The 25710-nt window shown below is 68.7% G+C and carries 21 protein-coding genes; 20 read left to right on the top strand and 1 reads right to left on the bottom strand.

Features of this window, described 5'->3' with window-relative positions:
• Positions 1-364 precede the first annotated feature (364 nt).
• Positions 365-1171 carry a helix-turn-helix domain-containing protein gene (locus tag HCU73_RS12660; protein WP_168623826.1) on the top strand — a complete coding sequence of 269 codons (807 nt, stop codon included), beginning with the start codon at positions 365-367 and terminating at the stop codon, positions 1169-1171.
• 109 nt (positions 1172-1280) lie between these two features.
• On the top strand, positions 1281-1928 hold the full coding sequence (locus tag HCU73_RS12655) for a BON domain-containing protein (RefSeq protein ID WP_168623825.1): 648 nt from the start codon (positions 1281-1283) through the stop codon (positions 1926-1928).
• Positions 1929-1960: 32 nt separating this feature from the next.
• Here HCU73_RS12655 and HCU73_RS12650 read toward each other — a convergent pair whose 3' ends face one another.
• Positions 1961-2857, bottom strand: a complete 897-nt coding sequence (locus tag HCU73_RS12650) for a helix-hairpin-helix domain-containing protein (RefSeq protein ID WP_168623824.1) — start codon at positions 2855-2857, stop codon at positions 1961-1963.
• Between the two features lie 174 nt (positions 2858-3031).
• Between HCU73_RS12650 and secE the strand changes: the two genes are divergently transcribed.
• From secE to rpsJ, 18 genes are all read left to right on the top strand, one after another.
• Entirely contained in the window at positions 3032-3223 is a 192-nt protein-coding gene (secE, locus tag HCU73_RS12645; protein ID WP_168623823.1) for a preprotein translocase subunit SecE, read from the top strand.
• Between the two features lie 181 nt (positions 3224-3404).
• Entirely contained in the window at positions 3405-3938 is a 534-nt protein-coding gene (nusG, locus tag HCU73_RS12640) for a transcription termination/antitermination protein NusG (protein ID WP_168623822.1), read from the top strand.
• A gap of 97 nt (positions 3939-4035) precedes the next feature.
• The gene (locus HCU73_RS12635; protein WP_168623821.1) at positions 4036-5238 is read left to right on the top strand and encodes an MFS transporter; all 1203 of its coding nucleotides are present in this window, start codon (positions 4036-4038) and stop codon (positions 5236-5238) included.
• Between the two features lie 179 nt (positions 5239-5417).
• Positions 5418-5870, top strand: a complete 453-nt coding sequence (gene rplK, locus HCU73_RS12630) for a 50S ribosomal protein L11 (RefSeq protein ID WP_168623820.1) — start codon at positions 5418-5420, stop codon at positions 5868-5870.
• Positions 5871-5873: 3 nt separating this feature from the next.
• Entirely contained in the window at positions 5874-6575 is a 702-nt protein-coding gene (gene rplA, locus HCU73_RS12625; protein WP_168623819.1) for a 50S ribosomal protein L1, read from the top strand.
• A 251-nt stretch (positions 6576-6826) separates the two neighbouring features.
• On the top strand, positions 6827-7915 hold the full coding sequence (locus HCU73_RS12620; protein ID WP_168623818.1) for a Hint domain-containing protein: 1089 nt from the start codon (positions 6827-6829) through the stop codon (positions 7913-7915).
• 313 nt (positions 7916-8228) lie between these two features.
• On the top strand, positions 8229-8741 hold the full coding sequence (gene rplJ, locus HCU73_RS12615; RefSeq protein WP_168623817.1) for a 50S ribosomal protein L10: 513 nt from the start codon (positions 8229-8231) through the stop codon (positions 8739-8741).
• A 63-nt stretch (positions 8742-8804) separates the two neighbouring features.
• Positions 8805-9179 (top strand): 50S ribosomal protein L7/L12, encoded by a 375-nt coding sequence (gene rplL / locus HCU73_RS12610; protein ID WP_168623816.1) that lies wholly within the window; start codon positions 8805-8807, stop codon positions 9177-9179.
• Positions 9180-9444: 265 nt separating this feature from the next.
• Positions 9445-13581, top strand: coding sequence for a DNA-directed RNA polymerase subunit beta (gene rpoB, locus HCU73_RS12605; RefSeq protein WP_168623815.1), 4137 nt, complete (start codon positions 9445-9447; stop codon positions 13579-13581).
• A 96-nt stretch (positions 13582-13677) separates the two neighbouring features.
• Complete coding sequence (rpoC, locus tag HCU73_RS12600) at positions 13678-17892, top strand: DNA-directed RNA polymerase subunit beta' (protein ID WP_168623814.1); 4215 nt, start codon at positions 13678-13680, stop codon at positions 17890-17892.
• A 147-nt stretch (positions 17893-18039) separates the two neighbouring features.
• Complete coding sequence (locus HCU73_RS12595) at positions 18040-18888, top strand: glycosyltransferase (RefSeq protein WP_168623813.1); 849 nt, start codon at positions 18040-18042, stop codon at positions 18886-18888.
• A complete protein-coding gene (locus tag HCU73_RS12590; protein ID WP_338052109.1) occupies positions 18885-19814 on the top strand; it encodes a DMT family transporter in 930 nt (309 codons plus the stop codon). Before HCU73_RS12595 ends, HCU73_RS12590 begins: the two co-directional genes overlap by 4 nt.
• On the top strand, positions 19807-20640 hold the full coding sequence (locus HCU73_RS12585) for a glycosyltransferase (protein ID WP_168623812.1): 834 nt from the start codon (positions 19807-19809) through the stop codon (positions 20638-20640). Before HCU73_RS12590 ends, HCU73_RS12585 begins: the two co-directional genes overlap by 8 nt.
• A gap of 253 nt (positions 20641-20893) precedes the next feature.
• Positions 20894-21265: a 30S ribosomal protein S12 gene (gene rpsL, locus HCU73_RS12580; protein WP_085835153.1), complete on the top strand. Its 372-nt coding sequence runs from the start codon at positions 20894-20896 to the stop codon at positions 21263-21265.
• A gap of 12 nt (positions 21266-21277) precedes the next feature.
• Positions 21278-21748, top strand: coding sequence for a 30S ribosomal protein S7 (rpsG, locus tag HCU73_RS12575; RefSeq protein WP_168623811.1), 471 nt, complete (start codon positions 21278-21280; stop codon positions 21746-21748).
• 64 nt (positions 21749-21812) lie between these two features.
• Positions 21813-23936, top strand: a complete 2124-nt coding sequence (fusA, locus tag HCU73_RS12570; RefSeq protein ID WP_168623810.1) for an elongation factor G — start codon at positions 21813-21815, stop codon at positions 23934-23936.
• Positions 23937-24017: 81 nt separating this feature from the next.
• Complete coding sequence (gene tuf / locus HCU73_RS12565; protein ID WP_168621663.1) at positions 24018-25193, top strand: elongation factor Tu; 1176 nt, start codon at positions 24018-24020, stop codon at positions 25191-25193.
• A 206-nt stretch (positions 25194-25399) separates the two neighbouring features.
• On the top strand, positions 25400-25708 hold the full coding sequence (gene rpsJ, locus HCU73_RS12560; RefSeq protein WP_168624037.1) for a 30S ribosomal protein S10: 309 nt from the start codon (positions 25400-25402) through the stop codon (positions 25706-25708).
• Positions 25709-25710 lie beyond the last annotated feature (2 nt).

The raw sequence follows: 25710 nt of genomic DNA, 5'->3' as shown, positions 1-25710 counted from the left end.
CGATGGGTCGGGGCGACGGTCCGGCCGCGGGATGCAGGATGCAGGAGCCCCCGCCGGTCCGTCCAGCCTTTCGTCGCCACCTTGAGCGAGATCAATGCCGTTGCACGCCAAAAGATTAAAACTCCGATTATTGACCATGCCCAATGTGGGAAATGCAATGAAAAACCCGCAAGTCCCGAATCCCTCGTCGGGCGGCGCCTGTGCGCCGGCCTGCCGTGGGGTGGGCCGCGGGTGCATCGGGGGGCAGGTCAGGCGGGATCCCCGGCCCGGGCGCACGCTGCACGCCCGGCCGGCGGGGGCCGTTCGGCGGAGGGAGACCGAAACCGGCGGCTGACACCCGCGCGCGCAAGGGGAGGACGCGACCGTGACACTGCCATTCGAGACCACGACCCGCATCGACCTGTGTGCCGGCTGCCCGCTGCGCAGCCGTCGCCTGTGCCGGGTGATCCGGGCCACCTCCTTCGGGAACGGGGCGGGCGGGCCGCGCCTGCGCCGGCTGCCGCAGGATCGCACCCTGCAGGAAGAGGGCGGCGCGCCCAACCTCACCGGGGTGCTGCGCCGGGGCTACCTGCGGGCCGAGCGGATGATGCCGGATGGCCGGCGCAGCATCCTCGGGCTGCTGGTGCCCGGCGATCTCGTGGGCGACTGGGCGGGGGCGGCGGGATCCTGCTCGCTCGCCGCGGCGACGGATGTCGAGATCTGCGCCATCGACCCGCGCCTCGCGCGGCGCGTCGCCGACGAGGACGCGGCGCTCCGCATCGAGATCCTGCACGCCACCGCCGCGCAGACCGCCCGCCAGCTCGAGATGGTCTGGCGCCGCGGCGCGCTGACCAGCCGCGAACGGATCATCGCCTTCCTCGTCATGGCGGCCGAGATCATGCCGGTCGCGCCGCAGGGCGACGGCAGCCTCGTCCTCACCATCCCGATCTCGCGCCGGGACTGGGCCGACCTGACCAACACCACCGTCGAGACCATCTGCCGGACGCTGGGCTATCTCGCCGACAAGGACATGGTCCGGCCCGAGGGGCCCGGCCGCTACCATGTGCGCGACCTCGACGTGCTGTGCCGGCTGGCCGGGCTCGACCCCGAGCACGACCGCGTGGCCCCCGGGCACGATGCCCCGGCGCCGGGGCCGGGGGACCGGCCGGCGCTGCGGCTCTGCCACGGCTGACCGGCGCCGGGCCCGCGGCGGGCCTTCCGGTTGCGCGGCGTCAATGTCCCCGGCGGGATGCGCCGTAGCCTTGTCGGTGTGCGCCAGTCGCAGCGCAGGGAGGACCGAGATGGGGGACCGCGAGCTGGAGCGCGACATCCGCGACGAACTGGACCTCGAGCCCGGCGTCGACGCCACCGCCGTCGCCATCGAGGTGGAGGACGGGGTCGTCACCCTGACGGGCCGCGTGCCGTCGCTCGCCGTCCACGACAGCCTGATCGGGATCGTCGAGTCGCTGCGCGATGTCCGCGCCATCGACGACCGGGTCGCGGTCCGGCCGCAGCCCCCCGAGGCCGTGGGCGATGCGGAGCTGGCCCGCCGGGTGCGGCTGCTGCTGGGCTGGATCGCCGGCCTGCCGCCCGAGGCCGTCCGCGTCGCCGTGGTGCAGGGCCGGGTGACGCTCGAGGGCACGCTCGGCTGGCGGCACCAGTCCGACGCGGCCGAGCGCGCGGTGCGGCAGCTGGCGGGCGTGACCGGCCTCGACAACGCCCTGCGCCTCACCCCCGCGGTCGCGCCGGATGACGTCTCGGCCCGGATCCTGCGGGCGTTGCAGCGCGACGCGGAGCTGGACGCAAGCCGCATCCGCGTGCGGGTGGAGGGCAGCCGCGTGATCCTGGAGGGGCGGGTCCGCTACCTCGGCGAGCGCCAGAGCGCCGAGCGCGCCGCCTGGGCCGTGCCCGGCGTGACCGAGGTGATCGACCGCCTGACCATCGCCTGATGAGGGGCGTTTGCCCGTCGCCGCCCCGTGCCCTATCCGTCGCCCTCCGCCGCCGGGCGCCCGTGCACGGCGGCGCAGTCGGCCTCGCGGCCCCGGACGACGCGCAGCCCGGCCAGCGGCCCCTGCGTTTCGGTGACCACGGTGCATTGCCGCTCGGGCTCGTCCTCCTCGTGGTAGAAGATCACGACCCAGTCCCGCGTCCGGCCCAGCTCGTGCGCGCGGGCGGTGTTGGAGTGCAGCAGCGTCAGGTGCCACGGCCCGCGGCGCGCGTGCAGGATCGGCAGCCACGCCTCGCCCGTGGGGTTGAACCGGCGCGGCGCGATGCGGCGCAGCTCCCCGGCCTCGGCCTTGCGGCGGTAGAGCGCGTCGGCCTCCAGCAGCAGGTCCACCGGCGGCTCGGGCCGGTGCCCGGGGCGCGGCCGCGCGCGGGGCAGACGGGCCAGCCGCTGGGCCAGCGCGGCGAGGATCGCCGCCCGCCGCCGCGGCCCCAGCCCGGGCACCTCGGCGTCGCCCAGCCGGAGCGCGGCCTCCAGCTCCTCCAGCGTGTCGCCGTCCAGCGCGTCGGCCAGCCGATGCGCCAGCACCGGCCCGATCCCCGGCACGGTGGCGAACAGGCGCTCGGGGGTCAGCTCGCCCTCCAGCCGGTCGAGCTGGCGCCAGCGCCCGGTGGTCAGCATCTCGGCGATGGCGGCGGCGATGCCGCGCCCGATGCCGCGCAGCCGGATCAGCGCCTCGGTCCCGCCCGTGCCCCAGATCTCGGCCAGCGGGCGGTCCAGCGCGGCGATCTCGGCGGCGGCGGCGCGGTAGGCGCGGACGCGGAACCCGTCGGCGCCCTGCTGCTCCAGCAGGTCGGCATAGCGCGCAAGCCGCGCGCCGATGCGGGCGTTGTCCTCGATCCGCTGGGGTGGTGGCTGGTCCGACGCGGGCATCCCGACCCCTCTTCCGGCGCGGGGGCGCCTGCGGCGAGGCTCCTCCGCCCCGCGCGGCGCCGCATTGACGGGGGTCAACGGCCCGTCCCGCCGACCGGCGCCGGGGCGTCCCGCCGCCTTGCGCGCCGGGCCCGACATGCGTATATGCGCCCCGACCGACAGATGAGATGACCGATGGCCAACCCGTTCCAGTTCCTCCAGCAGACCCGCGCCGAGATCGCCAAGGTGGTGTGGCCCACCCGCCGCGAGGTGCTGGTGACGACGGCGATGGTGTTCCTGATGGCCATCGTCTTCGCGATCTTCTTCTTCTTCATCGACTGGCTGATCCGGACCGGGCTGGAACTGATCCTCACGGTCTTCGGCTGACGGCCGCCGCCCCTTGATTTTCCGGGGGCAGGACGGTAAGGCCCGGAACAATTCCCCGAAATGATGGCGTGCATCGAGTCGAGATGCACGCTGTTTGTTTTTCGGGGGGCCCGCTCAGGGCACTGAACTGAAACGGAAATATCGTCCACCGCAGGGTGGCCGGGCAAGGAACGGGATCACGATGGCGAAGCGGTGGTATTCGGTCAGCGTCCTTTCTAACTTCGAGAAGCGGATCGCCGAGCAGATCCGGACGGCCGTGGCCGAGAAGGGTCTCGAAGAGGTCATCGAGGAGGTCCTGGTCCCCGAGGAGGACGTGATCGAGATCCGTCGCGGCAAGAAGGTCACCGTGCCGCGCCGCTTCATGCCGGGCTACGTGCTGGTGCGGATGGAGATGACCGACCAGGCCTACCACGCCATCAACTCGATCCCGCGCGTCACCGGCTTCCTCGGTCCGCAGGGCCGGCCGATGCCGATGCGCGACGAGGAGGTCAACGCGATCCTGAACCGCGTCGAGGAGGGCGAGGCGCAGCCCCGCTCCACGATCACGTTCGAGATCGGCGAGAAGGTCAAGGTCAACGACGGCCCGTTCGAGGATTTCGACGGCATGGTCGAGGAGGTCGACGAGGACCACCAGCGCCTCAAGGTCTCGGTCTCGATCTTCGGCCGCGCGACCCCGGTGGAGCTGGAGTTCACGCAGGTGTCCAAGCAAGGCTGACGCGGGGCCGGCGCCCCGCCGCGCGGCGGTATCGAACGGCACCCCGGCGGGTGCCGTTTTTCGTGGAACAGGGCAGATCGGCAGGGCAGGGCGGCGCATGGCGGGCGGGCAGGACGGGGCGAAAGCGGCGCGGCCGGCGCTCTGGGCCGACGCCGGCTGGCGGGCGGTCGCCGCGGCGTTCCTGTTCAACGGGCTCCTGTTCGGGGTCTGGGCCTCGCGGGTGCCCGCCTTCAAGGCGCGCTTCGACCTCGATCCGGCCGCGCTGGGGCTGCTGCTGCTGGCGCTGGCGGGCGGTGCGATAGCGAGTTTCCCGGTCGCCGGCATCCTGTCCGAGAAATGGGGTGCCGAGCGGCTGGCGCTGCGCTGTGCGCTGGCCTACGGCCCGGCGCTGATGCTGGTGGCGCTGGCGCCCTCGCCGCTGTGGCTGGGGGTGGCGCTGGCGGTGTTCGGGGCCTTCCACGGCGCGATGGACGTGGCCATGAACGGCTGGGCCGCCCGGGTCGAGCGCGGGCTGGGGCGCAGCACGATGTCGATCTTCCACGCCATGTACAGCCTGGGCGCCGGCCTCGGCGCGGCCAGCGGCTACGGCGCGGGGCTGGCCGGCCTGCCGCCCGCCGTGCATTTCGCGGCCGTGGCGGCGGGTGGCGCCGCGCTGTGCCTCGCCGTGATCCTGCGCGGCATGAAGGGCGTGGCCGCGCCCGCGCCCGCCGCCGGGGCGGCGCCGCTGCTGGCCTGGCCGTCCGGGGCGCTGGTGCTGGTGGGGCTGGTCGCCTTCGCCTCGTCGGTGGGCGAGGGCGCGATGGCGGACTGGAGCGCGGTCTACCTCGCCACCGCGATCGGCGCGACCGAGGCGCAGGCGGCGCTGGGCTACGCCGCGTTCAGCGCCACCATGGTCCTGACCCGGCTGGCCGGCGGGGCGCTGGTGACGCGCTTCGGCCCGGTCGCGGTGACGCGGGCCAGCGGCGCGACGGCGGCGGCCGGGATGACGCTGGCGCTGACGGCGCCGGGCCTCGGCGCGGCGCTGGCGGGCTTCGCGCTGGTGGGGGTGGGCTATGCCGTCCTGATGCCGCTGGTGTTCTCGCGCGCCGCCAACGACCCGGTGATGCGGCCGGGCCCCGCGCTGGCCAGCGTGGCGACGCTGGGCTACGGCGGGATGCTGGTGGGCCCCGCGGTGGTGGGCTTCATCGCCCAGGCCACCAGCCTGCCCGTCGCCTTCGCCGGCCTTGCGCTGCTGGCGCTGCTGCCGGTGGCGCTGGGGCACCGGATGGCCACGCCACCCTACCGCCCGGGCGGGCGCTAGGCCGCCCCGGCCGCGCCTTGCCCCTTGCAAATTCCGGCGCGGACCTCTAGAGCGCCGCAATCGTCCCCGGACGACATCGCCCGGTGGGAGGCGAGGGGCTCGCGAGTCCCGGACCGGACCACCTCAACGCAAGGCCAAGGGGCGCGCCCCGTGGCTGTTGGCAGAAAGGAGATGGCCAGATGGCCAAGAAAGTTGCTGGACGGATGAAGCTCCAGGTCAAGGCAGGCCAGGCGACCCCGTCGCCGCCGGTCGGCCCCGCCCTGGGTCAGCGCGGCATCAACATCATGGAGTTCTGCAAGGCGTTCAACGCCAAGACGCAGGACATGGAGCCCGGCGCCCCCGTGCCGACGCTCATCACCTACTATTCCGACAAGTCCTTCTCGATGGAGCTCAAGACGCCGCCGGCGTCCTGGTACCTCAAGCGGGCGGCCGGCCTGAAGCCGGTCGGCAAGCGGAACCGCCCCAAGGGCGCCGTCAAGCCGGGCCGCGAGACCATCGCGTCCATCACCCCCGCCCAGCTGCGCGAGATCGCCGAGGCCAAGATGAAGGACCTCAGCGCGAACGACGTGGAAGCGGCCATGCAGATCATCCTCGGCTCGGCGAAGTCGATGGGCATCGAGGTGAAAGGGTAAGTCATGGGTAAGATCGGAAAGCGCCTTACGGCCGCCCGCGCCGCCTTTGACGGCAAGAGCGAGATCAGCGTCGAGGAAGCCATCACGCTCATCAAGGCGAACGCCTCGGCCAAGTTCGACGAGACGATCGAGGTCGCGATGAACCTCGGCGTCGATCCGCGCCACGCCGACCAGATGGTCCGCGGCACGGTCAACCTGCCCAACGGCACCGGCAAGACGGTGCGCGTGGCGGTCTTCGCCCGCGGCGCCAAGGCCGACGAGGCCAAGGCGGCCGGGGCCGACATCGTCGGCGCCGAGGACCTGATGGAGACCATCCAGGGCGGCACGATCGATTTCGACCGCTGCATCGCCACGCCCGACATGATGCCGATCGTCGGCCGTCTGGGCAAGGTTCTGGGCCCCCGCAACCTGATGCCGAACCCGAAGGTCGGCACGGTGACCATGGACGTCGCCGAGGCCGTCAAGGCGGCCAAGGGCGGCCAGGTCCAGTTCAAGGTCGAGAAGGCCGGGATCATCCACGCCGGCGTCGGCAAGGCCAGCTTCGACGACGCCAAGCTCGCCGAGAACATCCGTGCCTTCGTGGACGCGGTCAGCAAGGCCAAGCCGACGGGCGCCAAGGGCACCTACCTCAAGCGCGTGTCGCTGAGCTCGACCATGGGCCCCGGCGTCTCGGTCAGCCTCGACAGCGCGACCGGCAACGCCTGATCGGCCACCGGCCACGGCACTCCTGAGGGGGCGCGTCCGCAAGGGCGCGCCCCTTTCGCATCCGCCCGCCCCGGGGCGCCCGGCACACCGCCGCCGCAATTCCCTCCGATTTGTCACGATTCCGCCGGGTGCGGGGCGCAGTCCTCCAGCATTTGTTCATTCGGACAGCGAATCCTCGGAGCAACCGGGGGCTGGCGCGCCGTGGCGGCACAGGGCCGCGGTCGCGGGCATGCGCGTGAGGTACCGAGCAGATGCCGACGACGTTCAACGTGATCTTTCTGGGCGTGTTCCCGGATCTCGACACGGTCGAGGGCAACAACACGGCCGAGAACGCCGCCGCGCTGGTGGGGACCACGGTGGGCGGCTACGGCGATTCGCTGATCAACCGGGTCCAGGTCCTCAGCCCCGGGCCGCCGGCCACCGACTTCGACAGCGACGGCAACACCTACTACGACCAGAACGACCCGACGCCCGAGACCTTCCGCATCAACGGGGGCCCGACGCAGGGCTTCGATGCGTCGGTCGTGTACAACGCCACGATCACCTACCTCGACGGGACGACGGCGACGATCACCGCGGTCGTGTTCCAGGACACGGCCGGGCGGACCTACCTCGCGCCCGAGTTCGAGAACAACGCCGACCAGGCCGCGCTCGAGGCCAAGCCGCTGCTGTCGATCACCTTCAACAGCCTGGTGGGCGACACCTACGTCGGGATGACCGGCAACCGGGAGAACCTCGATTTCGTGCCGTGCTTCACCGCCGGCACGCGGCTGGCCACGCCGTCGGGCTGGCGCCTGATCGAAGCGATGGCCGTCGGCGACCGGGTGATGACGCAGGACCACGGCTTTCAACCGATCCGCTGGATCGGCCGCACCACCTGCCGGGCCGAGGGGGCGCTGGTGCCGGTCCGCATCTCCCGCGGCGCGCTGGGCCATGGCCTGCCCGACCGCGACCTGATGGTGTCGCCGCAGCACCGGATGCTGCTGCGGTCCCGCATCGCCGAGCGCCTGATCGGCCAGCGCGAGGTGCTGGTGCCCGCCAAGAAGCTGCTGGGCCTGCCGGGGATCGCCCTGGCCACCGACCTCGAGACGGTCACCTACCTGCACCTGCTGTTCGACCAGCACGAGATCCTTTTCGCCGAAGGCGCGCCGACCGAGTCGCTCCTGCCCGGCCCGCAGGCCATCGGGGCGCTCGGCCCCGAGGCCGAGGCCGAACTGCGCAGCCTTTTTCCCGACCTCGAGGCCATGGGCGTGCTGCCGGCCCGCCCGATCCCGCGGGGCCGCGCTCAGCGTCACCTGGTCGAACGCCACGGCCGCAACGGCAAGCCGCTGATCCAGTGATCGCCGGGCCGCGCGGCGCGGCGGGCGGAAAAAACCCTTGACGGGGCCTTGGCAAATCGCCGCCGACGGACTAGTCAGCAGACCTGCATCGGAGCGCGCGATTCGTCACGCGCTCCTTTGCGTTTCGTCCGAGACGGTGGGTCGGTCCCGCAAGGGCCCAGTAATTCCTGCCTGAGACGGGATCAGACCGAACAGCCAAGGGCTCGACCGTCGAGCGCCTGGTGGTCTTGGTTCCGTACGTGACGGACCAAAACCGCCGGAGCGATCCGGTCAATAGAGCCGGCGGGGCAACCCGCCAAACTGGAGTAAACCTGTGGATAGAGCCCAGAAAGAGAAAGTGGTCGAGGAACTCGGCCAGATCTTCGAAAGCTCTGGCGTCGTGGTGGTGGCACACTACCAGGGCCTCACGGTTGCCGAGATGCAGGACCTGCGCGCTCGCGTTCGCGACGTGGGCGGGGCCGTGCGTGTCGCCAAGAACAGGCTCGCCAAGATCGCCCTTGAAGGCACCGATGTCGCCGGCATCGCGGACCTTCTGACGGGCATGACCGTTCTCACCTATTCCGAAGATCCGGTCGCTGCCGCCAAGGCCGCGGACGATTACGCCAAGGCGAACGACAAGTTCGTGATCCTTGGCGGCGCGATGGGCGGAACGGTCCTGGATGCCGACGGTGTGAAGGCCGTCGCGAAGATGCCCTCGCGCGAAGAGCTCATCGCTCAGATCGTGTCGTGCATCGGCGCGCCTGCCTCGAACATCGCCGGTGCCATTGGCGCCCCTGCTTCGAACATCGCCTCCATCCTCACCACGATCGAGGAAAAGGCGGCGTAAGCACCCGATCGAGACCCGCCCCTTGCGGCGTTGGAATACACCCTTACATACGGAAGCTGAAAAATGGCTGATCTGAACAAACTCGCAGAAGAGATCGTCGGTCTGACCCTCCTCGAGGCGCAGGAACTGAAGACCATCCTCAAGGACAAGTACGGCATCGAGCCCGCCGCCGGCGGCGCCGTCATGATGGCCGCTGGCCCGGCTGCGGCCGCCCCGGCCGAGGAAGAGAAGACCGAGTTCGACGTCGTCCTGAAGAACGCCGGCCCGAACAAGATCAACGTGATCAAGGAAGTCCGCGCGATCACCGGCCTGGGCCTGAAAGAGGCCAAGGACCTGGTGGAAGCCGGCGGCAAGGTCAAGGAAGGCGTGTCCAAGGCGGAAGCCGAGGACATCAAGGGCAAGCTGGCCGCGGCCGGCGCCGAAGTCGACCTCGCCTGAGGACCTCTTCACGGCGCGCCTTCCCCGCGGGGGCGTGCCGACACGAACCAAGGCTGGGCCCGGAGCGATTCCGGGTCCAGCCGTCCGCGTCTTGGCAAGGGCCCCGGAACGGGGGGCGTTTTCCAAGGCGGTGGCAACGGGATCGGGATTTGCCGGTGGGACGGCAGACAGATTGATCCGTCACGTCTTGTTTCATGGTGCGGCTCCGCCGAGGTCCCGGCGGCGTGAGCGGCGCAGCGAAACACATTGAAAGGTGCCGACGAGCATGGCTCAGACCTACGCAGGCCAGAAACGCATCCGCAAATACTTCGGCAAGATCCGCGAAGTCCTCGAGATGCCGAACCTGATCGAGGTGCAGAAGTCGTCCTACGACCTGTTCCTGAACTCGGGCGACGGCGAAAAGCCCGCGGATGGCGAAGGCATCATGGGCGTGTTCCAGTCCGTCTTCCCGATCAAGGACTTCAACGAGACCGCCGTGCTGGAGTTCGTGAAATACGAGCTCGAGGCGCCGAAGTTCGACGTGGAAGAGTGCCAGCAGCGCGACCTGACCTACGCCGCGCCGCTCAAGGTCACGCTGCGCCTGATCGTGTTCGATGTCGACGAGGACACCGGCGCCAAGTCGGTGAAGGACATCAAGGAACAGGACGTGTTCATGGGCGACATGCCGCTCATGACGCCGAACGGCACCTTCATCGTGAACGGCACCGAGCGCGTCATCGTCAGCCAGATGCACCGCAGCCCGGGCGTGTTCTTCGACCATGACAAGGGCAAGACCCATTCCTCGGGCCGGCTCCTGTTCGCCTGCCGCATCATCCCCTACCGCGGCAGCTGGCTCGACTTCGAGTTCGACGCCAAGGACATCGTGTTCGCGCGCATCGACCGCCGCCGCAAGCTGCCGGTCACCACGCTGCTCTACGCGCTGGGGCTGGACCAGGAAGGCATCATGGATGCCTACTACGACACCGTCACCTTCAAGCTCGAGAAGAACAAGGGCTGGGTCACCAAGTTCTTCCCCGAGCGCGTGCGCGGCACTCGCCCGACCCATGACATCGTCGACGCCGCCACCGGCGAGGTGATCGCCGAGGCCGGCAAGAAGGTCACCCCGCGGGCGGTCAAGAAGCTGGTCGACGAGGGCAACGTCAAGGAGATCCTGGTTCCCTTCGACCAGATCGTCGGCCGCTTTGCCGCCAAGGACATCATCAACGAGGACACCGGCGCGATCTACGTCGAGGCCGGCGACGAGCTGACCTGGGAGATCGGCCGCGACGGCGAGGTCTCGGGCGGCACCCTCAAGGAGCTGCTGGACGCGGGCATCACCGAGATCCCGGTGCTCGACATCGACAACATCAACGTCGGCGCCTACATCCGCAACACCATGGCGATGGACAAGAACCTCAACCGGAAGACCGCGTTGATGGACATCTACCGCGTCATGCGCCCGGGCGAGCCGCCGACCGTCGAGGCCGCCTCCGTCCTGTTCGACCAGCTGTTCTTCGACAGCGAGCGCTACGACCTGTCGGCCGTGGGCCGGGTCAAGATGAACATGCGCCTCGACCTCGACGCCGCCGACACCCAGCGCACGCTGCGCAAGGAGGACATCATCGCCTGCGTCAAGGCGCTGGTGGAACTGCGCGACGGCAAGGGCGAGATCGACGACATCGACCACCTCGGCAACCGCCGGGTGCGGTCGGTCGGCGAGCTGATGGAGAACCAGTACCGCGTCGGCCTGCTGCGCATGGAGCGCGCGATCAAGGAGCGCATGTCGTCGGTCGAGATCGACACCGTCATGCCGCAGGACCTGATCAACGCCAAGCCGGCGGCGGCCTCGGTGCGTGAGTTCTTCGGCTCTTCGCAGCTGTCGCAGTTCATGGACCAGACCAACCCGCTGTCGGAAGTCACCCACAAGCGCCGCCTCTCGGCCCTCGGCCCTGGCGGCCTGACCCGCGAGCGCGCGGGCTTCGAGGTGCGCGACGTGCACCCGACCCACTACGGCCGGATGTGCCCGATCGAGACGCCGGAAGGCCCGAACATCGGCCTGATCAACTCGCTCGCCACCTTCGCGCGGGTGAACAAGTACGGCTTCATCGAGACCCCCTACCGCAAGGTGAAGGGCGCGCAGGTCACCGACGAGGTGGTCTACATGTCCGCCACCGAGGAAATGCGGCACACCGTGGCGCAGGCCAACGCGAACCTGACCGAGGCCGGCCAGTTCGTGAACGAGATGGTCAACACCCGGCAGGCCGGCGAATACACGCTGGCCCCGCGCGAGAGCGTCGACCTGATCGACGTGTCGCCCAAGCAGCTGGTGTCGGTCGCGGCCTCGCTGATCCCGTTCCTCGAGAACGACGACGCGAACCGCGCGCTGATGGGCTCGAACATGCAGCGGCAGGCCGTGCCGCTCCTGCAGGCCGACGCGCCCTTCGTGGGCACCGGCATCGAGCGCAAGGTCGCCATCGACTCAGGCGCCGCGATCCAGGCCCGCCGCGCGGGCATCGTCGACCAGGTCGACGCGCAGCGGATCGTGGTGCGCGCCACCGAGGATCTCGCCATGGGCGACGCCGGCGTGGACATCTACCGCCTGCGCAAGTTCCAGCGGTCGAACCAGAACACCTGCATCAACCAGAAGCCTCTGGTGAAGGTGGGCGACATGGTGGGCAAGGGCGAGGTCATCGCCGACGGCCCGTCGACCGACATGGGCGAGCTGGCGCTCGGCAAGAACGTGATCGTCGCGTTCATGCCGTGGAACGGCTACAACTACGAGGACTCGATCCTGATCTCCGAGCGCATCGCGCGTGACGACGTCTTCACCTCGATCCACATCGAGGAATTCGAGGTCGCCGCCCGCGACACCAAGCTCGGGCCCGAGGAAATCACCCGCGACATCCCCAACGTCGGCGAGGAAGCGCTGCGCAACCTCGACGAGGCGGGCATCGTCTACATTGGCGCCGAGGTCGGCCCGGGCGACATCCTCGTGGGCAAGATCACCCCCAAGGGCGAAAGCCCGATGACGCCGGAGGAGAAACTGCTCCGCGCGATCTTCGGTGAAAAGGCGTCGGACGTGCGCGACACCTCGCTGCGGCTGCCGCCCGGCGATTTCGGCACCGTCGTCGAAGTCCGGGTGTTCAACCGCCACGGCGTCGACAAGGACGAGCGCGCCCTGCAGATCGAGCGCGAGGAAGTGGAACGTCTGGCCCGTGACCGGGACGACGAGCTCGCCATCCTCGAGCGCAACATCTACGCCCGCCTCAAGACCCTGATCCTCGGCAAGACCGCGGTGAAGGGGCCGAAGGGCATCAAGGCCGGCTCCGAGATCACCGAGGAGCTCTTGGACACGCTCAGCCGTGGCCAGTGGTGGCAGCTCGCGCTCGGCGACGAAAAGGACGCCGCCGAGGTCGAGGCGCTGAACCAGCAGTTCGAGGCGCAGAAGCGCGCGCTGGATCACCGCTTCGAGGACAAGGTGGAGAAAGTCCGCCGCGGCGACGACCTGCCCCCCGGCGTGATGAAGATGGTCAAGGTCTTCATCGCGGTGAAGCGCAAGCTGCAGCCCGGCGACAAGATGGCCGGCCGCCACGGCAACAAGGGCGTGGTGTCCAAGGTCGTCCCGATGGAGGACATGCCGTTCCTCGAGGACGGCACCCCCGTCGACCTGGTGCTGAACCCGCTCGGCGTGCCGTCGCGGATGAACGTCGGCCAGATCCTCGAGACCCACATGGGCTGGGCCGCGCGCGGCCTGGGCCTGAAGATCGACGAGGCGCTGGACGAGTACCGCCGCTCGGGTGACATGACCCCCGTGCGCGAGGCGCTGCGCCTGGCCTACGGCGACGAGGTCTACGACGAGGCCTTCGGCGGCATGGACGAGGACATGGTGATCGAGGTGGCGGGCAACGTGACCCGCGGCGTTCCGATCGCCACGCCGGTCTTCGACGGCGCCAAGGAGGCCGACGTGAACGACGCGCTGATGCGCGCGGGCTTCGACACCTCGGGGCAGTCGGTGCTGTTCGACGGCCGCACCGGCGAGCGCTTCGCCCGCAAGGTGACGGTCGGCGTGAAGTACCTGCTCAAGCTGCACCACCTGGTGGACGACAAGATCCACGCCCGCTCGACCGGCCCGTACTCGCTCGTCACCCAGCAGCCGCTGGGCGGCAAGGCGCAGTTCGGCGGCCAGCGTTTCGGCGAGATGGAGGTCTGGGCACTGGAGGCCTACGGCGCCGCCTACACCCTGCAGGAAATGCTGACGGTGAAGTCGGACGACGTGGCGGGCCGGACCAAGGTCTACGAGGCGATCGTCAAGGGCGAGGACAACTTCGAGGCCGGCGTGCCGGAATCGTTCAACGTGCTCGTCAAGGAGGTCCGGGGTCTGGGCCTCAACATGGAACTCCTGGATGCGGAGGATGAGGAGTGAGCCGGCTGCCGGGCTGACGCCCGGCCTACGGCAAACGGGCAGGCCGGGCTTCAGCCCGGCACGCCCCATCCTTCCCGCGATATTCGAGGTATCAAGATGAACCAGGAACTCACCAACAACCCGTTCAACCCGCTGACCCCGCCCAAGGCCTTCGACGAGATCAAGGTCTCGCTGGCGTCGCCCGAGCGGATCCTCAGCTGGTCCTTCGGCGAGATCAAGAAGCCCGAGACGATCAACTACCGGACCTTCAAGCCCGAGCGCGACGGCCTGTTCTGCGCCCGCATCTTCGGGCCGATCAAGGACTACGAGTGCCTCTGCGGCAAGTACAAGCGGATGAAGTATCGCGGCGTCGTCTGCGAGAAGTGCGGCGTCGAGGTGACGCTGCAGAAGGTCCGCCGCGAGCGCATGGGCCACATCGAGCTGGCCGCGCCCGTCGCCCACATCTGGTTCCTCAAGTCGCTGCCCAGCCGCATCGGCCTGATGCTGGACATGACGCTGCGTGATCTGGAGCGCATCCTCTACTTCGAGAACTACGTCGTCATCGAGCCGGGCCTGACCGACCTGTCCTATGGCCAGCTGCTGACCGAGGAGGAATTCCTCGACGCGCAGGACGCCTATGGCTCCGACGCCTTCAGCGCCAACATCGGCGCCGAGGCGATCCGCGAGATGCTGGCGAACATCGACCTCGAGGCCGAGGCCACCAATCTCCGCGAGGAGCTGAAGGAGGCCACCGGCGAGCTGAAGCCGAAGAAGATCATCAAGCGGCTGAAGATCGTCGAGTCCTTCCTCGAGTCGGGCAACCGGCCCGAGTGGATGGTGCTGACCGTCATCCCCGTGATCCCGCCGGAACTGCGCCCGCTGGTCCCGCTGGACGGCGGCCGCTTCGCCACCTCCGACCTCAACGACCTCTACCGCCGGGTCATCAACCGCAACAACCGCCTCAAGCGGCTGATCGAGCTGCGCGCGCCCGACATCATCATCCGCAACGAGAAGCGGATGCTGCAGGAGGCCGTCGACGCCCTGTTCGACAACGGCCGCCGCGGCCGTGTCATCACCGGCGCCAACAAGCGCCCGCTGAAGTCGCTGTCGGACATGCTCAAGGGCAAGCAGGGCCGGTTCCGCCAGAACCTGCTCGGCAAGCGCGTCGACTTCTCGGGCCGTTCGGTCATCGTGACCGGCCCGGAACTCAAGCTGCACCAGTGCGGCCTGCCGAAGAAGATGGCGCTCGAGCTGTTCAAGCCCTTCATCTACTCGCGCCTCGAGGCCAAGGGCCTGTCGAGCACCGTGAAGCAGGCGAAGAAGCTGGTCGAAAAGGAGCGCCCGGAGGTCTGGGACATCCTCGACGAGGTGATCCGCGAGCATCCCGTGCTGCTGAACCGCGCGCCGACGCTGCACCGTCTGGGCATCCAGGCGTTTGAGCCCGTGCTGATCGAGGGCAAGGCGATCCAGCTGCACCCGCTGGTCTGCTCGGCCTTCAACGCCGACTTCGACGGCGACCAGATGGCCGTGCACGTGCCGCTCTCGCTGGAAGCCCAGCTGGAAGCCCGCGTCCTGATGATGTCGACGAACAACGTTCTGTCGCCCGCCAACGGCGCGCCGATCATCGTGCCGTCGCAGGACATGATCCTCGGCCTCTACTACGTCACGCTGGAGCGCGAGAACATGAAGGGCGAGGGCATGGTCTTCGCCGACGTGGATGAGATCCGCCACGCGCTCGACGCCGGCGAGGTCCACCTGCACGCCCGCGTCAAGGCGCGGATCAAGCAGATCGACGAGGAAGGCAACGAGGTCTGGCGCCGCTACGACACGACGCCCGGCCGGGCGCTGCTCGGCGCGCTGCTGCCGCTGAACGCCAAGGCGCCCTTCGAGCTGGTCAACCGCCTTCTGCGGAAGAAAGAGGTGCAGCAGGTCATCGACACCGTCTACCGCTACTGCGGCCAGAAGGAGTCGGTCATCTTCTGCGACCAGATCATGGGCATGGGCTTCCGCGAGGCGTTCAAGGCCGGCATCTCCTTCGGCAAGGACGACATGGTGATCCCGGACTCCAAGTGGGAGCTGGTCGAGGAGACCCGCGACCAGGTCAAGGAGTTCGAGCAGCAGTACATGGACGGCCTGATCACCCAGGGCGAGAAGTACAACAAGGTGATCGACGCCTGGTCCAAGGCGAACGACCGCGTGACCGAGGCCATGATGGCCACGATCTCGGCCAAGAAGTTCGACGAGTCCGGCGCCGAGGTGGAACCGAACTCGGTCTACATGATGGCGCACTCCGGGGCTCGGGGTTCGGTCACCCAGATGAAGCAGCTGGGCGGTATGCGCGGCCTGATGGCCAAGCCTTCGGGCGAGATCATCGAGACGCCGATCATCTCGAACTTCAAGGAAGGCCTCACCGTGCTGGAGTACTTCAACTCCACCCACGGCGCACGCAAGGGCCTGTCGGACACCGCGCTCAAGACGGCGAACTCGGGCTACCTGACCCGCCGTCTCGTGGACGTGGCGCAGGACTGCATCATCCGCATGGAGGATTGCGGCACCGAGAACGTCATCACCGCGACCATCGCGGTGAATGACGGCGAGGTGGTGGCGTCGCTGGCCGAGCGCATCCTCGGCCGGACCGCGGGCGAGGACATCATGGTCCCCGGCACCGACGAGGTGATCGTCGCCAAGGGCGAGCTGATCGACGAGCGTCGCGCCGACGCCGTCGAGGCCGCGGGCGTGCAGACCTGCAAGATCCGCAGCCCGCTGACCTGCGAGGCCGAGGAAGGCGTCTGCGCCGCCTGCTACGGGCGTGACCTGGCGCGCGGCACCCGCGTGAACACCGGCGAGGCCGTGGGCATCATCGCGGCCCAGTCGATCGGCGAACCCGGCACCCAGCTGACGATGCGGACCTTCCACATCGGCGGCGTGGCGCAGGGCGGCCAGCAGTCCTTCCAGGAGGCCAACGTCGAGGGCGTGGTGAGCTTCGCCAACCCCAACCTGCTCAAGAACCCGAACGGCGAGCAGATCGTGATGGGCCGCAACATGCAGCTGGTCCTGACCGACGAGCAGGGCACCGAGCGGGCCTCGTTCAAGCTGGGCTACGGCACTAAGGTCCACGTGGCCGAGGGCCAGAAGGTCGGCCGCGGCGACCGCCTCTACGAGTGGGACCCCTACACCCTGCCGATCATCGCCGAGAAGGCGGGCACGGTGAAGTTCGTCGACCTGACCTCGGGCATCGCGGTGCGCGAGGAGACCGACGACGCCACCGGCATGACCCAGAAGATCGTGTCCGACTGGCGCACCGCGCCCAAGGGCAACGAGCTCAAGCCCGAGATCCTGATCGTGGGCGAGGACGGGGAGCCGGTGCGCAACGAGGCCGGCAACCCGGTCACCTACCCGATGTCGGTGGACGCGATCCTGTCGGTCGAGGATGGCCAGACCATCCAGGCGGGCGAGGTCGTGGCGCGGATCCCGCGCGAGGGCGCCAAGACCAAGGACATCACCGGCGGTCTGCCGCGGGTGGCGGAACTGTTCGAGGCCCGTCGTCCCAAGGACCACGCCATCATCGCCGAGATCGACGGCTACGTGAAGTTCGGGCGCGACTTCAAGAACAAGCGCCGGATCACCATCGTGCCGGTCGACGACAGCCTCGAGCCCGTCGAATACATGGTCCCCAAGGGCAAGCACATTCCCGTGGCCGAGGGCGACTATGTCCAGAAGGGCGACTACATCATGGACGGCAACCCGGCGCCGCATGACATCCTGGCGATCCTGGGTGTCGAGGCGCTGGCCGAGTACATGATCAACGAGGTGCAGGAGGTCTATCGCCTGCAGGGCGTGAAGATCAACGACAAGCACATCGAGGTCATCGTCCGCCAGATGCTGCAGAAGTGGGAGATCCTCGAAAGCGGGGAAACCACGCTGCTCAAGGGCGAGCATGTCGACAAGGCCGAGCTCGATGCCATGAACCAGAAGGCGGAGGCCGAGGGCCGCCGCCCGGCCGAGGCGCAGCCGATCCTGCTCGGCATCACCAAGGCCTCGCTGCAGACCCGGTCCTTCATCTCGGCCGCCTCCTTCCAGGAGACGACCCGGGTGCTGACCGAGGCCGCGGTGCAGGGCAAGGTCGACAAGCTGGTGGGCCTCAAGGAGAACGTCATCGTGGGCCGCCTGATCCCGGCGGGCACCGGTGGCGCTACCCAGCGGATCGAGCGCATCGCCAAGGCGCGCGACCTGTCGGTGATCGAGGCCGCCCGCGCCGAGGCCGAGGCCGCCGCCGCCCTGGCCGCGCCGATGCCCGAAGAGGCGATGACCGGGGACGACGCCGCGGAGTGATCCCGGCGCCCCGACCGACCCCATCGAACGCCCCGCCCCACCCGGCGGGGCGTTCCGCGTTCGGGGGGGCGTTCCCGCCGTTCCCGCCGTTCCCCTTGTCCGCGGTTTCGCCTAGACTGCGCGCAAATCGGGCAGCAGACAGCAGGCATGGCCAAGCGCGAGGACAACCAGATCGTCGGCGTCTGCCGCTTCTCCTATCTGGGCGAAGGCGGGTTCCAGACGCAGAAGCAGGATTTCGACACGGCGGCCGAGATCCTCTACGCCATCCCCCGGATGCTGCGCCGCTTCGCCTATTTCGAGAACATCTGCCTGCCCTCGCTCGCCGCCCAGACCGACCCCGATTTCCGCCTGATCGCGCTGATCGGCGACACCATGCCGTTCCGCTGGCGCAAGCGGCTGAAGGGGCTGATGGAGCAGTATCCCTTTCTCGAGATGTGCACGCTCGAGGCCGCGGGGCCGCTCAACTCCACCCGCCGCGCGTTCCGGCGCGGGTGGAACGGCACCTCGACCTACATCACCGGCTTCCGCATCGACGATGACGACGCCGTGGCGATCGACTACATCGAACGGACCCGGGCTATTTCCGACCAGCTCCTGACGCTGGGCTGGGCCGACGAGCAGACGCCCGCGGCGATCTGCTTTCACCGCGGCATCTACTGGGACATGGGCCGCCCCGAGGCCGACCAGTTCTGGGACTTCGCCGAGAAGGAGCCGCTGGGCTTGGCCTCGGCCATGATCACCACGCCCGACGGCATGGCTAACATCTACCGCTGGAACCACCGCAAGCTGGCCAGCCAGGTGCGCTGCTGGATCGATCCAACGGACCACATGTTCGTGCGCACCCTGCACGGCCACAACGACAGCGACCGCTCGATCCCGCCCGACGCCGAGCCGATGCCGGCGCTGCAGGCCAAGAAACTGTTCCGCGACCGCTTTGGCCTGGCCCCGCGCAGGCTCCTGCCGATGATGCAGCAGCTGATGGAAGAGACATCGTGACCGGACCCCGCAGCCCCAACCTCAGCGGGGCGCTCTACATGACGCTGTCGATGGCGGCCTTCACGCTGAACGACGCCTGCGTGAAGCTGGTGGCCGAGACCGTGCCGCTGTTCCAGATCGTGGCGCTGCGCGGGCTGGCGACCACCATCATGCTGGCGGTCTTCGTGCAGATGACGACCGGCCTGCGGTTCTCCATCCCGCGCCGCGACCGGCCGCTGGTGGCGGGCCGCACGCTGGCCGAGGTGGGGGCGATGGTGTGCTTCCTCCTCGCCCTGACCAACATGTCCATCGCCAACGCCACCGCCATCCTCGCCGCGCTCCCGCTGGCGGTGACGCTGGGGGCGGCGCTGGTGTTCGGCGACCCGGTCGGCTGGCGGCGGATGACGGCCATCGGCATCGGCTTTCTGGGCGTGCTGCTGATCGTCCAGCCGGGGACGGACGGGTTCAACGCCTGGTCCCTGCTGGTGCTGCTGTCGGTGGTCATCATCACCGGCCGCGACCTGCTGACCCGCGCCTTCAGCCCCGCGGTGCCGTCGATGACGGTGGCCGTGCTGACCGCCGGCGCGGTGGGCGTCTTCGGGGGCGTGATGTCGCTGTTCGAGCCTTGGCAGGCGCTGGACCCGCGTGAAGCCGTGCTGGTCTTTGCGGCCTCGGTCTTCATCATCGGCGGCTACGTCTTCGGCATCATGGCGATGCGGGTGGGCGAGGTCAGCTTCGTCTCGCCGTTCCGCTACACCTCGCTGGTCTTCGCGCTGGTGCTGGGCCTCACCATCTTCGACGAGTTCCCGAACGCGCTGGCGCTGCTGGGCGGCGTGATCGTGGTGGCCACGGGCCTGTTCACGCTGCTGCGCGAACGGATCGTGGCCCGCGCCGCCGCCCGCGCCGCGGCGCGCTCGGCCGCCACGCCGGGGGCGCCCCATGGGTAACGGGTTGCAGATCCAGGGCCTCTGCCGCTTCTCGCTGCCCTGCACCGGCGGCTTCAAGAAGTACCTCGGCAGCCTCGCCGAACGCCGCGCGGCGCTCTATGCCCCGGCCCGCCTCGACAGCCGCTGCCTGTGGTTCGAGGAGGTCGGCCTGCCCGGCCTGTCGCTGCAGACCGACCCCGACTTCACCCTCCACGTCGTGCTGGGCGAGGATTTCCCCGAGCCCTGGCGCTCGCGCATGGAGGGCGTCTTTGCCGAGGTGCCGCAGATCCGGGTTCACTGGCGCGCGCCCGACGATCACCGCGCGATCTGCCGCGACGTGCTCCTGCCCGCGCGCAACCCGGCCAGCGCGGCGGTGGCCGAGTTCCGCCTCGACGACGACGACGCCATCGCCATCGACTACGTCACGCAGCTGCGCCGGGCCTGGCCGAAGGTGGCGCGGCTCGCCGGGCCGAACGGGCGCGTGGCGCTCGACCACGGTCGGGGCATGGTGCTGCAGGCCCAGCCCGACGGGGGGATCGTCGTGCACCCGCTCCTGACCTATTGCTGGTCGGCCGGGCTGGCGGTGTTCCTCAAGCCCGACGATGCGGGAACGGTCATGGATTTCCCGCACCACAAGGTCTGGCAGCGGATGCCCTACGTGAACCTGTCCGACTCGATGATGTTCATCCGCGGCGACCACGCCACCAACGACGCCCGCACCCCCTTTGCCGCCGCGGCCCGCCTGCCGGTGCCGGAGACGGAATTCCCCGACATCCTGATGCGCCGCTTCGGGATCGACCTCGACGGGTTCCGCGCGGCCTGGGCGGCGCTGGGGCAGGGCGCCTGACGCCGCGGCGCGGCGCGGTTGACAGTCGGGGCGACTCCCCCTATACGCCGCGACACCTGCCGGGGTGCCCGAGAGACGTGCGCCGGCCCGATACAGAATTGTAGTGGTCATGATCCGGGCCATGTGAGCGCCCCGATCCTCTGAAACTTCCACCGCAGCGTCCTCCAGGTAGGGAAGGGATGCATGCGGTTTTGGTGTTTTCGCGCATGTCGCGGGGGCGCCGCCGACATGAGAGAGCAAGACGGGGAACCGAATGCCGACGATCCAGCAGCTGATCCGCAAGCCGCGGCAGCCCAAAGTGAAACGCTCCAAGTCCCAGCACCTGGAGTCCTGCCCGCAGAAACGCGGCGTGTGCACGCGCGTCTACACCACCACGCCGAAGAAGCCGAACTCGGCCATGCGGAAGGTCGCCAAGGTGCGCCTGACCAACGGTTTCGAGGTCATCAGCTACATCCCCGGTGAAAGCCACAACCTTCAGGAGCACTCGGTGGTCCTGATCCGGGGCGGCCGGGTCAAGGACCTTCCCGGCGTGCGCTACCACATCCTGCGCGGCGTGCTCGACACGCAGGGCGTCAAGGACCGTCGCCAGCGTCGTTCGAAATACGGCGCCAAGCGCCCCAAGTAAGAGGATACACCGATGTCCCGTCGTCACCGCGCCGAGAAGCGCGAGATCCTGCCCGACGCCAAGTACGGCGATCGCGTGCTGACCAAGTTCATGAACAACCTGATGATCGACGGCAAGAAGTCGGTCGCCGAGCGCATCGTCTACTCCGCGCTCGAGCGCGTCGAGGGCCGCCTCAAGCGCGCCCCCGTCGAGGTGTTCCACGAAGCCCTGGACAATGTGAAGCCCGCCGTCGAGGTCCGCTCTCGCCGCGTCGGGGGTGCCACCTACCAGGTTCCCGTCGAGGTCCGCCCCGAGCGCCGCGAGGCGCTGGCCATCCGCTGGCTGATCAACGCCAGCCGCGCCCGCAACGAGAACACGATGGAAGAGCGCCTCGCCGGCGAACTCATCGACGCGGTGAACGCGCGCGGCGCCGCCGTGAAGAAGCGGGAAGACACCCACAAGATGGCCGACGCCAACCGCGCGTTCAGCCACTACCGCTGGTAACCGACCGGGCGGTCCCGTCCGGGGGCCGCCTCCGACCGTTCATCCAAGCCTGAGGACCTCCCCCATGGCACGCCAATACCCGCTCCAGCGTTACCGCAACTTCGGTATCATGGCGCATATCGACGCCGGCAAGACCACGACGACCGAGCGCATCCTCTACTACACCGGCCGGTCCCACAAGATCGGCGAAGTCCATGACGGCGCCGCCACCATGGACTGGATGGAGCAGGAGCAGGAGCGCGGGATCACCATCACCTCGGCCGCCACCACCACCTTCTGGCAGTGGCAGGAAGACCCGACCCCGGAAGGGACCTCGGACACCAAGGTGCGCTTCAACATCATCGACACCCCCGGCCACGTCGACTTCACCATCGAGGTCGAGCGTTCGCTGGCCGTGCTCGACGGCGCGATCTGCCTTCTGGACGCCAACGCCGGCGTCGAGCCCCAGACCGAGACCGTCTGGCGCCAGGCCGACCGCTACGAGGTGCCGCGCCTCGTGTTCGTCAACAAGATGGACAAGATCGGCGCCGACTTCTTCAACTGCGTGAAGATGATCAAGGACCGCACCGGCGCGACCCCGGTTCCGGTGAACCTGCCGATCGGTGCCGAGGACAAGCTCGAAGGCATCATCGACCTCATCACCATGGAAGAATGGGTCTGGCTGGGCGAGGACCTCGGCGCGTCGTGGGAGCGCCGCCCGATCCGCGCCGACCTGCAGGACGTCGCCACCGAGTGGCGCGGCAAGATGATCGAGGCCGCGGTCGAGCAGGACGACGAGGCGATGATGGCCTACCTCGAGGGCGAGGAGCCCGACGTTCCGACCCTGCGCAAGCTGATCCGCAAGGGCACGCTGTCGCTGTCCTTCGTGCCGGTGCTCGCCGGTTCCGCGTTCAAGAACAAGGGCGTCCAGCCGCTGCTCAACGCAGTGATCGACTTCCTGCCCTCGCCGCTCGACGTGCCGGCCTACATGGGCTTCACGCCCGGCGACGAGACCGAGACCCGGAACATCGCCCGTTCGGCCGATGACGCGCAGCCCTTCGCCGGCCTCGCGTTCAAGATCATGAACGACCCCTTCGTCGGCTCGCTGACCTTCACCCGGCTCTACTCGGGCCAGCTGAAGAAGGGCGACGGCATGATGAACTCGACCAAGGGCCGCCGCGAGCGTGTCGGCCGCATGATGATGATGCACTCGAACAACCGCGAGGAGATCGAGGAAGCCTTCGCTGGCGACATCATCGCGCTGGCTGGCCTCAAGGAGACGACGACGGGCGACACGCTCTGCGATCCGAACCAGCCGGTCGTCCTGGAAACCATGACCTTCCCCGACCCGGTGATCGAGATCGCCGTCGAGCCGAAGACCAAGGCGGACCAGGAAAAGATGGCGATGGCGCTGCAGCGCCTGGCCGCCGAGGACCCGTCCTTCCGCGTCGAGACCGACCTCGAGTCGGGCCAGACCATCATGAAGGGCATGGGCGAACTTCACCTCGACATCCTGGTCGACCGCATGAAGCGGGAGTTCAAGGTCGAGGCGAACATCGGCGCGCCGCAGGTGGCCTACCGCGAAACCATCGGCAACAAGATCGAGCACACCTACACTCACAAGAAGCAGTCGGGTGGTTCGGGCCAGTACGCCGAGGTCAAGCTCGAGATCGCGCCGACCGAACCGGGCGAAGGCTACTCCTTCGAGTCCCGCATCGTCGGCGGCGCGGTGCCGAAGGAATACATCCCCGGCGTCGAGAAGGGCATCAAGTCGGTGATGGACTCGGGTCCGCTCGCGGGCTTCCCGGTGATCGACTTCAAGGTCGCGCTCATCGACGGCAAGTTCCACGACGTCGACTCGTCGGTCCTCGCCTTCGAGATCGCCTCGCGGATGTGCATGCGCGAAGGTCTCAAGAAGGCCGGCGCCAAGCTGCTCGAGCCGATCATGAAGGTCGAGGTGGTGACGCCCGAGGACTACACCGGCAGCATCATCGGTGACCTCACGTCCCGCCGTGGCCAGGTGACCGGCCAGGAGACGCGCGGCAACGCCAACGTGATCAACGCCTTCGTGCCGCTGGCCAACATGTTCGGCTACATCAACACCCTGCGTTCGATGTCTTCGGGCCGCGCGCAGTTCACGATGCTGTTCGACCACTACGAGCCGGTGCCGCACAACATCTCGGAAGAGATCCAGGCGAAATACGCATGACGGGGCGCCGGGCGACAGGCCCGGCCTACCCACAACCCGTAGGCCGGGATTCAGCCCGGCACCCCCATCAAGGAGGCCATCATGGCAAAAGGTAAGTTTGAACGCACGAAGCCGCATGTGAACATCGGCACGATCGGTCACGTGGACCACGGCAAGACGACGCTGACGGCGGCGATCACGAAGTACTTCGGCGAGTTCCGGGCCTACGACCAGATCGACGGCGCGCCGGAGGAGAAGGCGCGGGGGATCACGATCTCGACGGCGCACGTGGAATACGAGACGCCGGCGCGGCACTACGCGCACGTCGACTGCCCCGGCCACGCGGACTATGTGAAGAACATGATCACGGGCGCGGCGCAGATGGACGGCGCGATCCTGGTGGTGAACGCGGCCGACGGCCCGATGCCGCAGACGCGCGAGCACATCCTGCTGGCCCGCCAGGTGGGCGTGCCCGCGCTGGTGGTGTACATGAACAAGGTCGACCAGGTGGACGACGAGGAGCTTCTGGAGCTCGTCGAGATGGAAGTGCGCGAGCTTCTGTCGTCCTACGACTTCCCCGGCGACGACATCCCGATCGTGAAGGGCTCGGCGCTGCACGCGATGAACGGCACGCAGCCGGAGATCGGCGAGAACTCGATCCGCGCGCTGATGGAGGCGGTCGACGCCTACATCCCGACGCCGGTGCGCGCCGTTGACCAGCCGTTCCTGATGCCGATCGAGGACGTGTTCTCGATCTCGGGCCGCGGCACCGTGGTGACCGGCCGGGTCGAGCGTGGCGTGGTGAACGTGGGCGACGAACTGGAGATCGTGGGCATCCGCACGACGCAGAAGACGACCTGCACGGGCGTCGAGATGTTCCGCAAGCTGCTGGATCGCGGGGAAGCGGGCGACAACATCGGCGCGCTGCTGCGCGGCATCGACCGTGACGCGGTGGAGCGTGGCCAGGTGCTGTGCAAGCCCGGCTCGGTGAAGCCGCACACGAAGTTCGAGGCCGAGGCCTACATCCTGACCAAGGAAGAGGGTGGCCGCCACACGCCGTTCTTCGCGAACTACCGCCCGCAGTTCTACTTCCGCACGACGGACGTGACCGGCACGGTTCAGCTGCCCGAGGGCACCGAGATGGTGATGCCGGGCGACAACCTGAAGTTCACGGTCGAGCTGATCGCCCCGATCGCGATGGAAGACGGCCTGCGCTTCGCCATCCGCGAAGGCGGCCGCACCGTCGGCGCCGGCGTGGTGTCGAAGATCATCGAGTGACGCCGGCATCCGGTTCGCCGGACGTCTGGCCGGCCGCAAGGCGGTTTTGAAAAAACCACGCAAGCGGCATCGGTGACGACTTGAAAACCCGGGGGCCGCGCTGTAGAGCGCGGCCTTCACCGGCCCGAAGGCCGGAACAACGAAACCGGTTCGACGAGGGGCGGCGACCCGTCCCTCCTCTCAACTGAAAGGAACATGACATGGCGATTGCCAGCCAGAACATCCGGATCCGCCTCAAGGCGTTCGACTACCGGGTTCTCGATGCCTCCACCCAGGAGATCGTGAACACCGCGAAGCGCACGGGCGCGCAGGTCCGCGGGCCGATCCCGCTCCCCAACAAGATCGAGAAGTTCACGGTTCTCCGTGGCCCCCACATCGACAAGAAGTCGCGCGACCAGTGGGAAATCCGCACCCACAAGCGCCTGCTCGACATCGTCGATCCGACCCCGCAGACGGTGGACGCGCTGATGAAGCTCGACCTCGCCGCCGGCGTGGACGTCGAGATCAAGGTCTGAGG

The sequence above is a fragment of the Roseicyclus persicicus genome, assembly GCF_012395815.1.
Classification (GTDB): Bacteria; Pseudomonadota; Alphaproteobacteria; order Rhodobacterales; family Rhodobacteraceae; genus Roseicyclus; species Roseicyclus persicicus.
The sequence above is the reverse complement of the archived record's forward strand: the minus strand, read 5'-3'. Positions and strand labels throughout refer to the sequence as shown.

What these genes read in the sequence shown, in the direction of transcription:
- rplL (WP_168623816.1), top strand. Translation starts at nt 8,805, where the DNA reads ATGGCTGATCTGAACAAACTCGCAGAAGAGATCGTCGGTCTGACCCTC.
- rpoC (WP_168623814.1), top strand. Translation starts at nt 13,678, where the DNA reads ATGAACCAGGAACTCACCAACAACCCGTTCAACCCGCTGACCCCGCCC.
- HCU73_RS12655 (WP_168623825.1), top strand. Translation starts at nt 1,281, where the DNA reads ATGGGGGACCGCGAGCTGGAGCGCGACATCCGCGACGAACTGGACCTC.
- HCU73_RS12585 (WP_168623812.1), top strand. Translation starts at nt 19,807, where the DNA reads ATGGGTAACGGGTTGCAGATCCAGGGCCTCTGCCGCTTCTCGCTGCCC.
- rplK (WP_168623820.1), top strand. Translation starts at nt 5,418, where the DNA reads ATGGCCAAGAAAGTTGCTGGACGGATGAAGCTCCAGGTCAAGGCAGGC.
- rpoB (WP_168623815.1), top strand. Translation starts at nt 9,445, where the DNA reads ATGGCTCAGACCTACGCAGGCCAGAAACGCATCCGCAAATACTTCGGC.
- HCU73_RS12595 (WP_168623813.1), top strand. Translation starts at nt 18,040, where the DNA reads ATGGCCAAGCGCGAGGACAACCAGATCGTCGGCGTCTGCCGCTTCTCC.
- rplA (WP_168623819.1), top strand. Translation starts at nt 5,874, where the DNA reads ATGGGTAAGATCGGAAAGCGCCTTACGGCCGCCCGCGCCGCCTTTGAC.
- rpsG (WP_168623811.1), top strand. Translation starts at nt 21,278, where the DNA reads ATGTCCCGTCGTCACCGCGCCGAGAAGCGCGAGATCCTGCCCGACGCC.
- HCU73_RS12635 (WP_168623821.1), top strand. Translation starts at nt 4,036, where the DNA reads ATGGCGGGCGGGCAGGACGGGGCGAAAGCGGCGCGGCCGGCGCTCTGG.
- HCU73_RS12620 (WP_168623818.1), top strand. Translation starts at nt 6,827, where the DNA reads ATGCCGACGACGTTCAACGTGATCTTTCTGGGCGTGTTCCCGGATCTC.
- rpsL (WP_085835153.1), top strand. Translation starts at nt 20,894, where the DNA reads ATGCCGACGATCCAGCAGCTGATCCGCAAGCCGCGGCAGCCCAAAGTG.
- secE (WP_168623823.1), top strand. Translation starts at nt 3,032, where the DNA reads ATGGCCAACCCGTTCCAGTTCCTCCAGCAGACCCGCGCCGAGATCGCC.
- nusG (WP_168623822.1), top strand. Translation starts at nt 3,405, where the DNA reads ATGGCGAAGCGGTGGTATTCGGTCAGCGTCCTTTCTAACTTCGAGAAG.
- HCU73_RS12650 (WP_168623824.1), bottom strand. Translation starts at nt 2,857, where the DNA reads ATGCCCGCGTCGGACCAGCCACCACCCCAGCGGATCGAGGACAACGCC.
- fusA (WP_168623810.1), top strand. Translation starts at nt 21,813, where the DNA reads ATGGCACGCCAATACCCGCTCCAGCGTTACCGCAACTTCGGTATCATG.
- tuf (WP_168621663.1), top strand. Translation starts at nt 24,018, where the DNA reads ATGGCAAAAGGTAAGTTTGAACGCACGAAGCCGCATGTGAACATCGGC.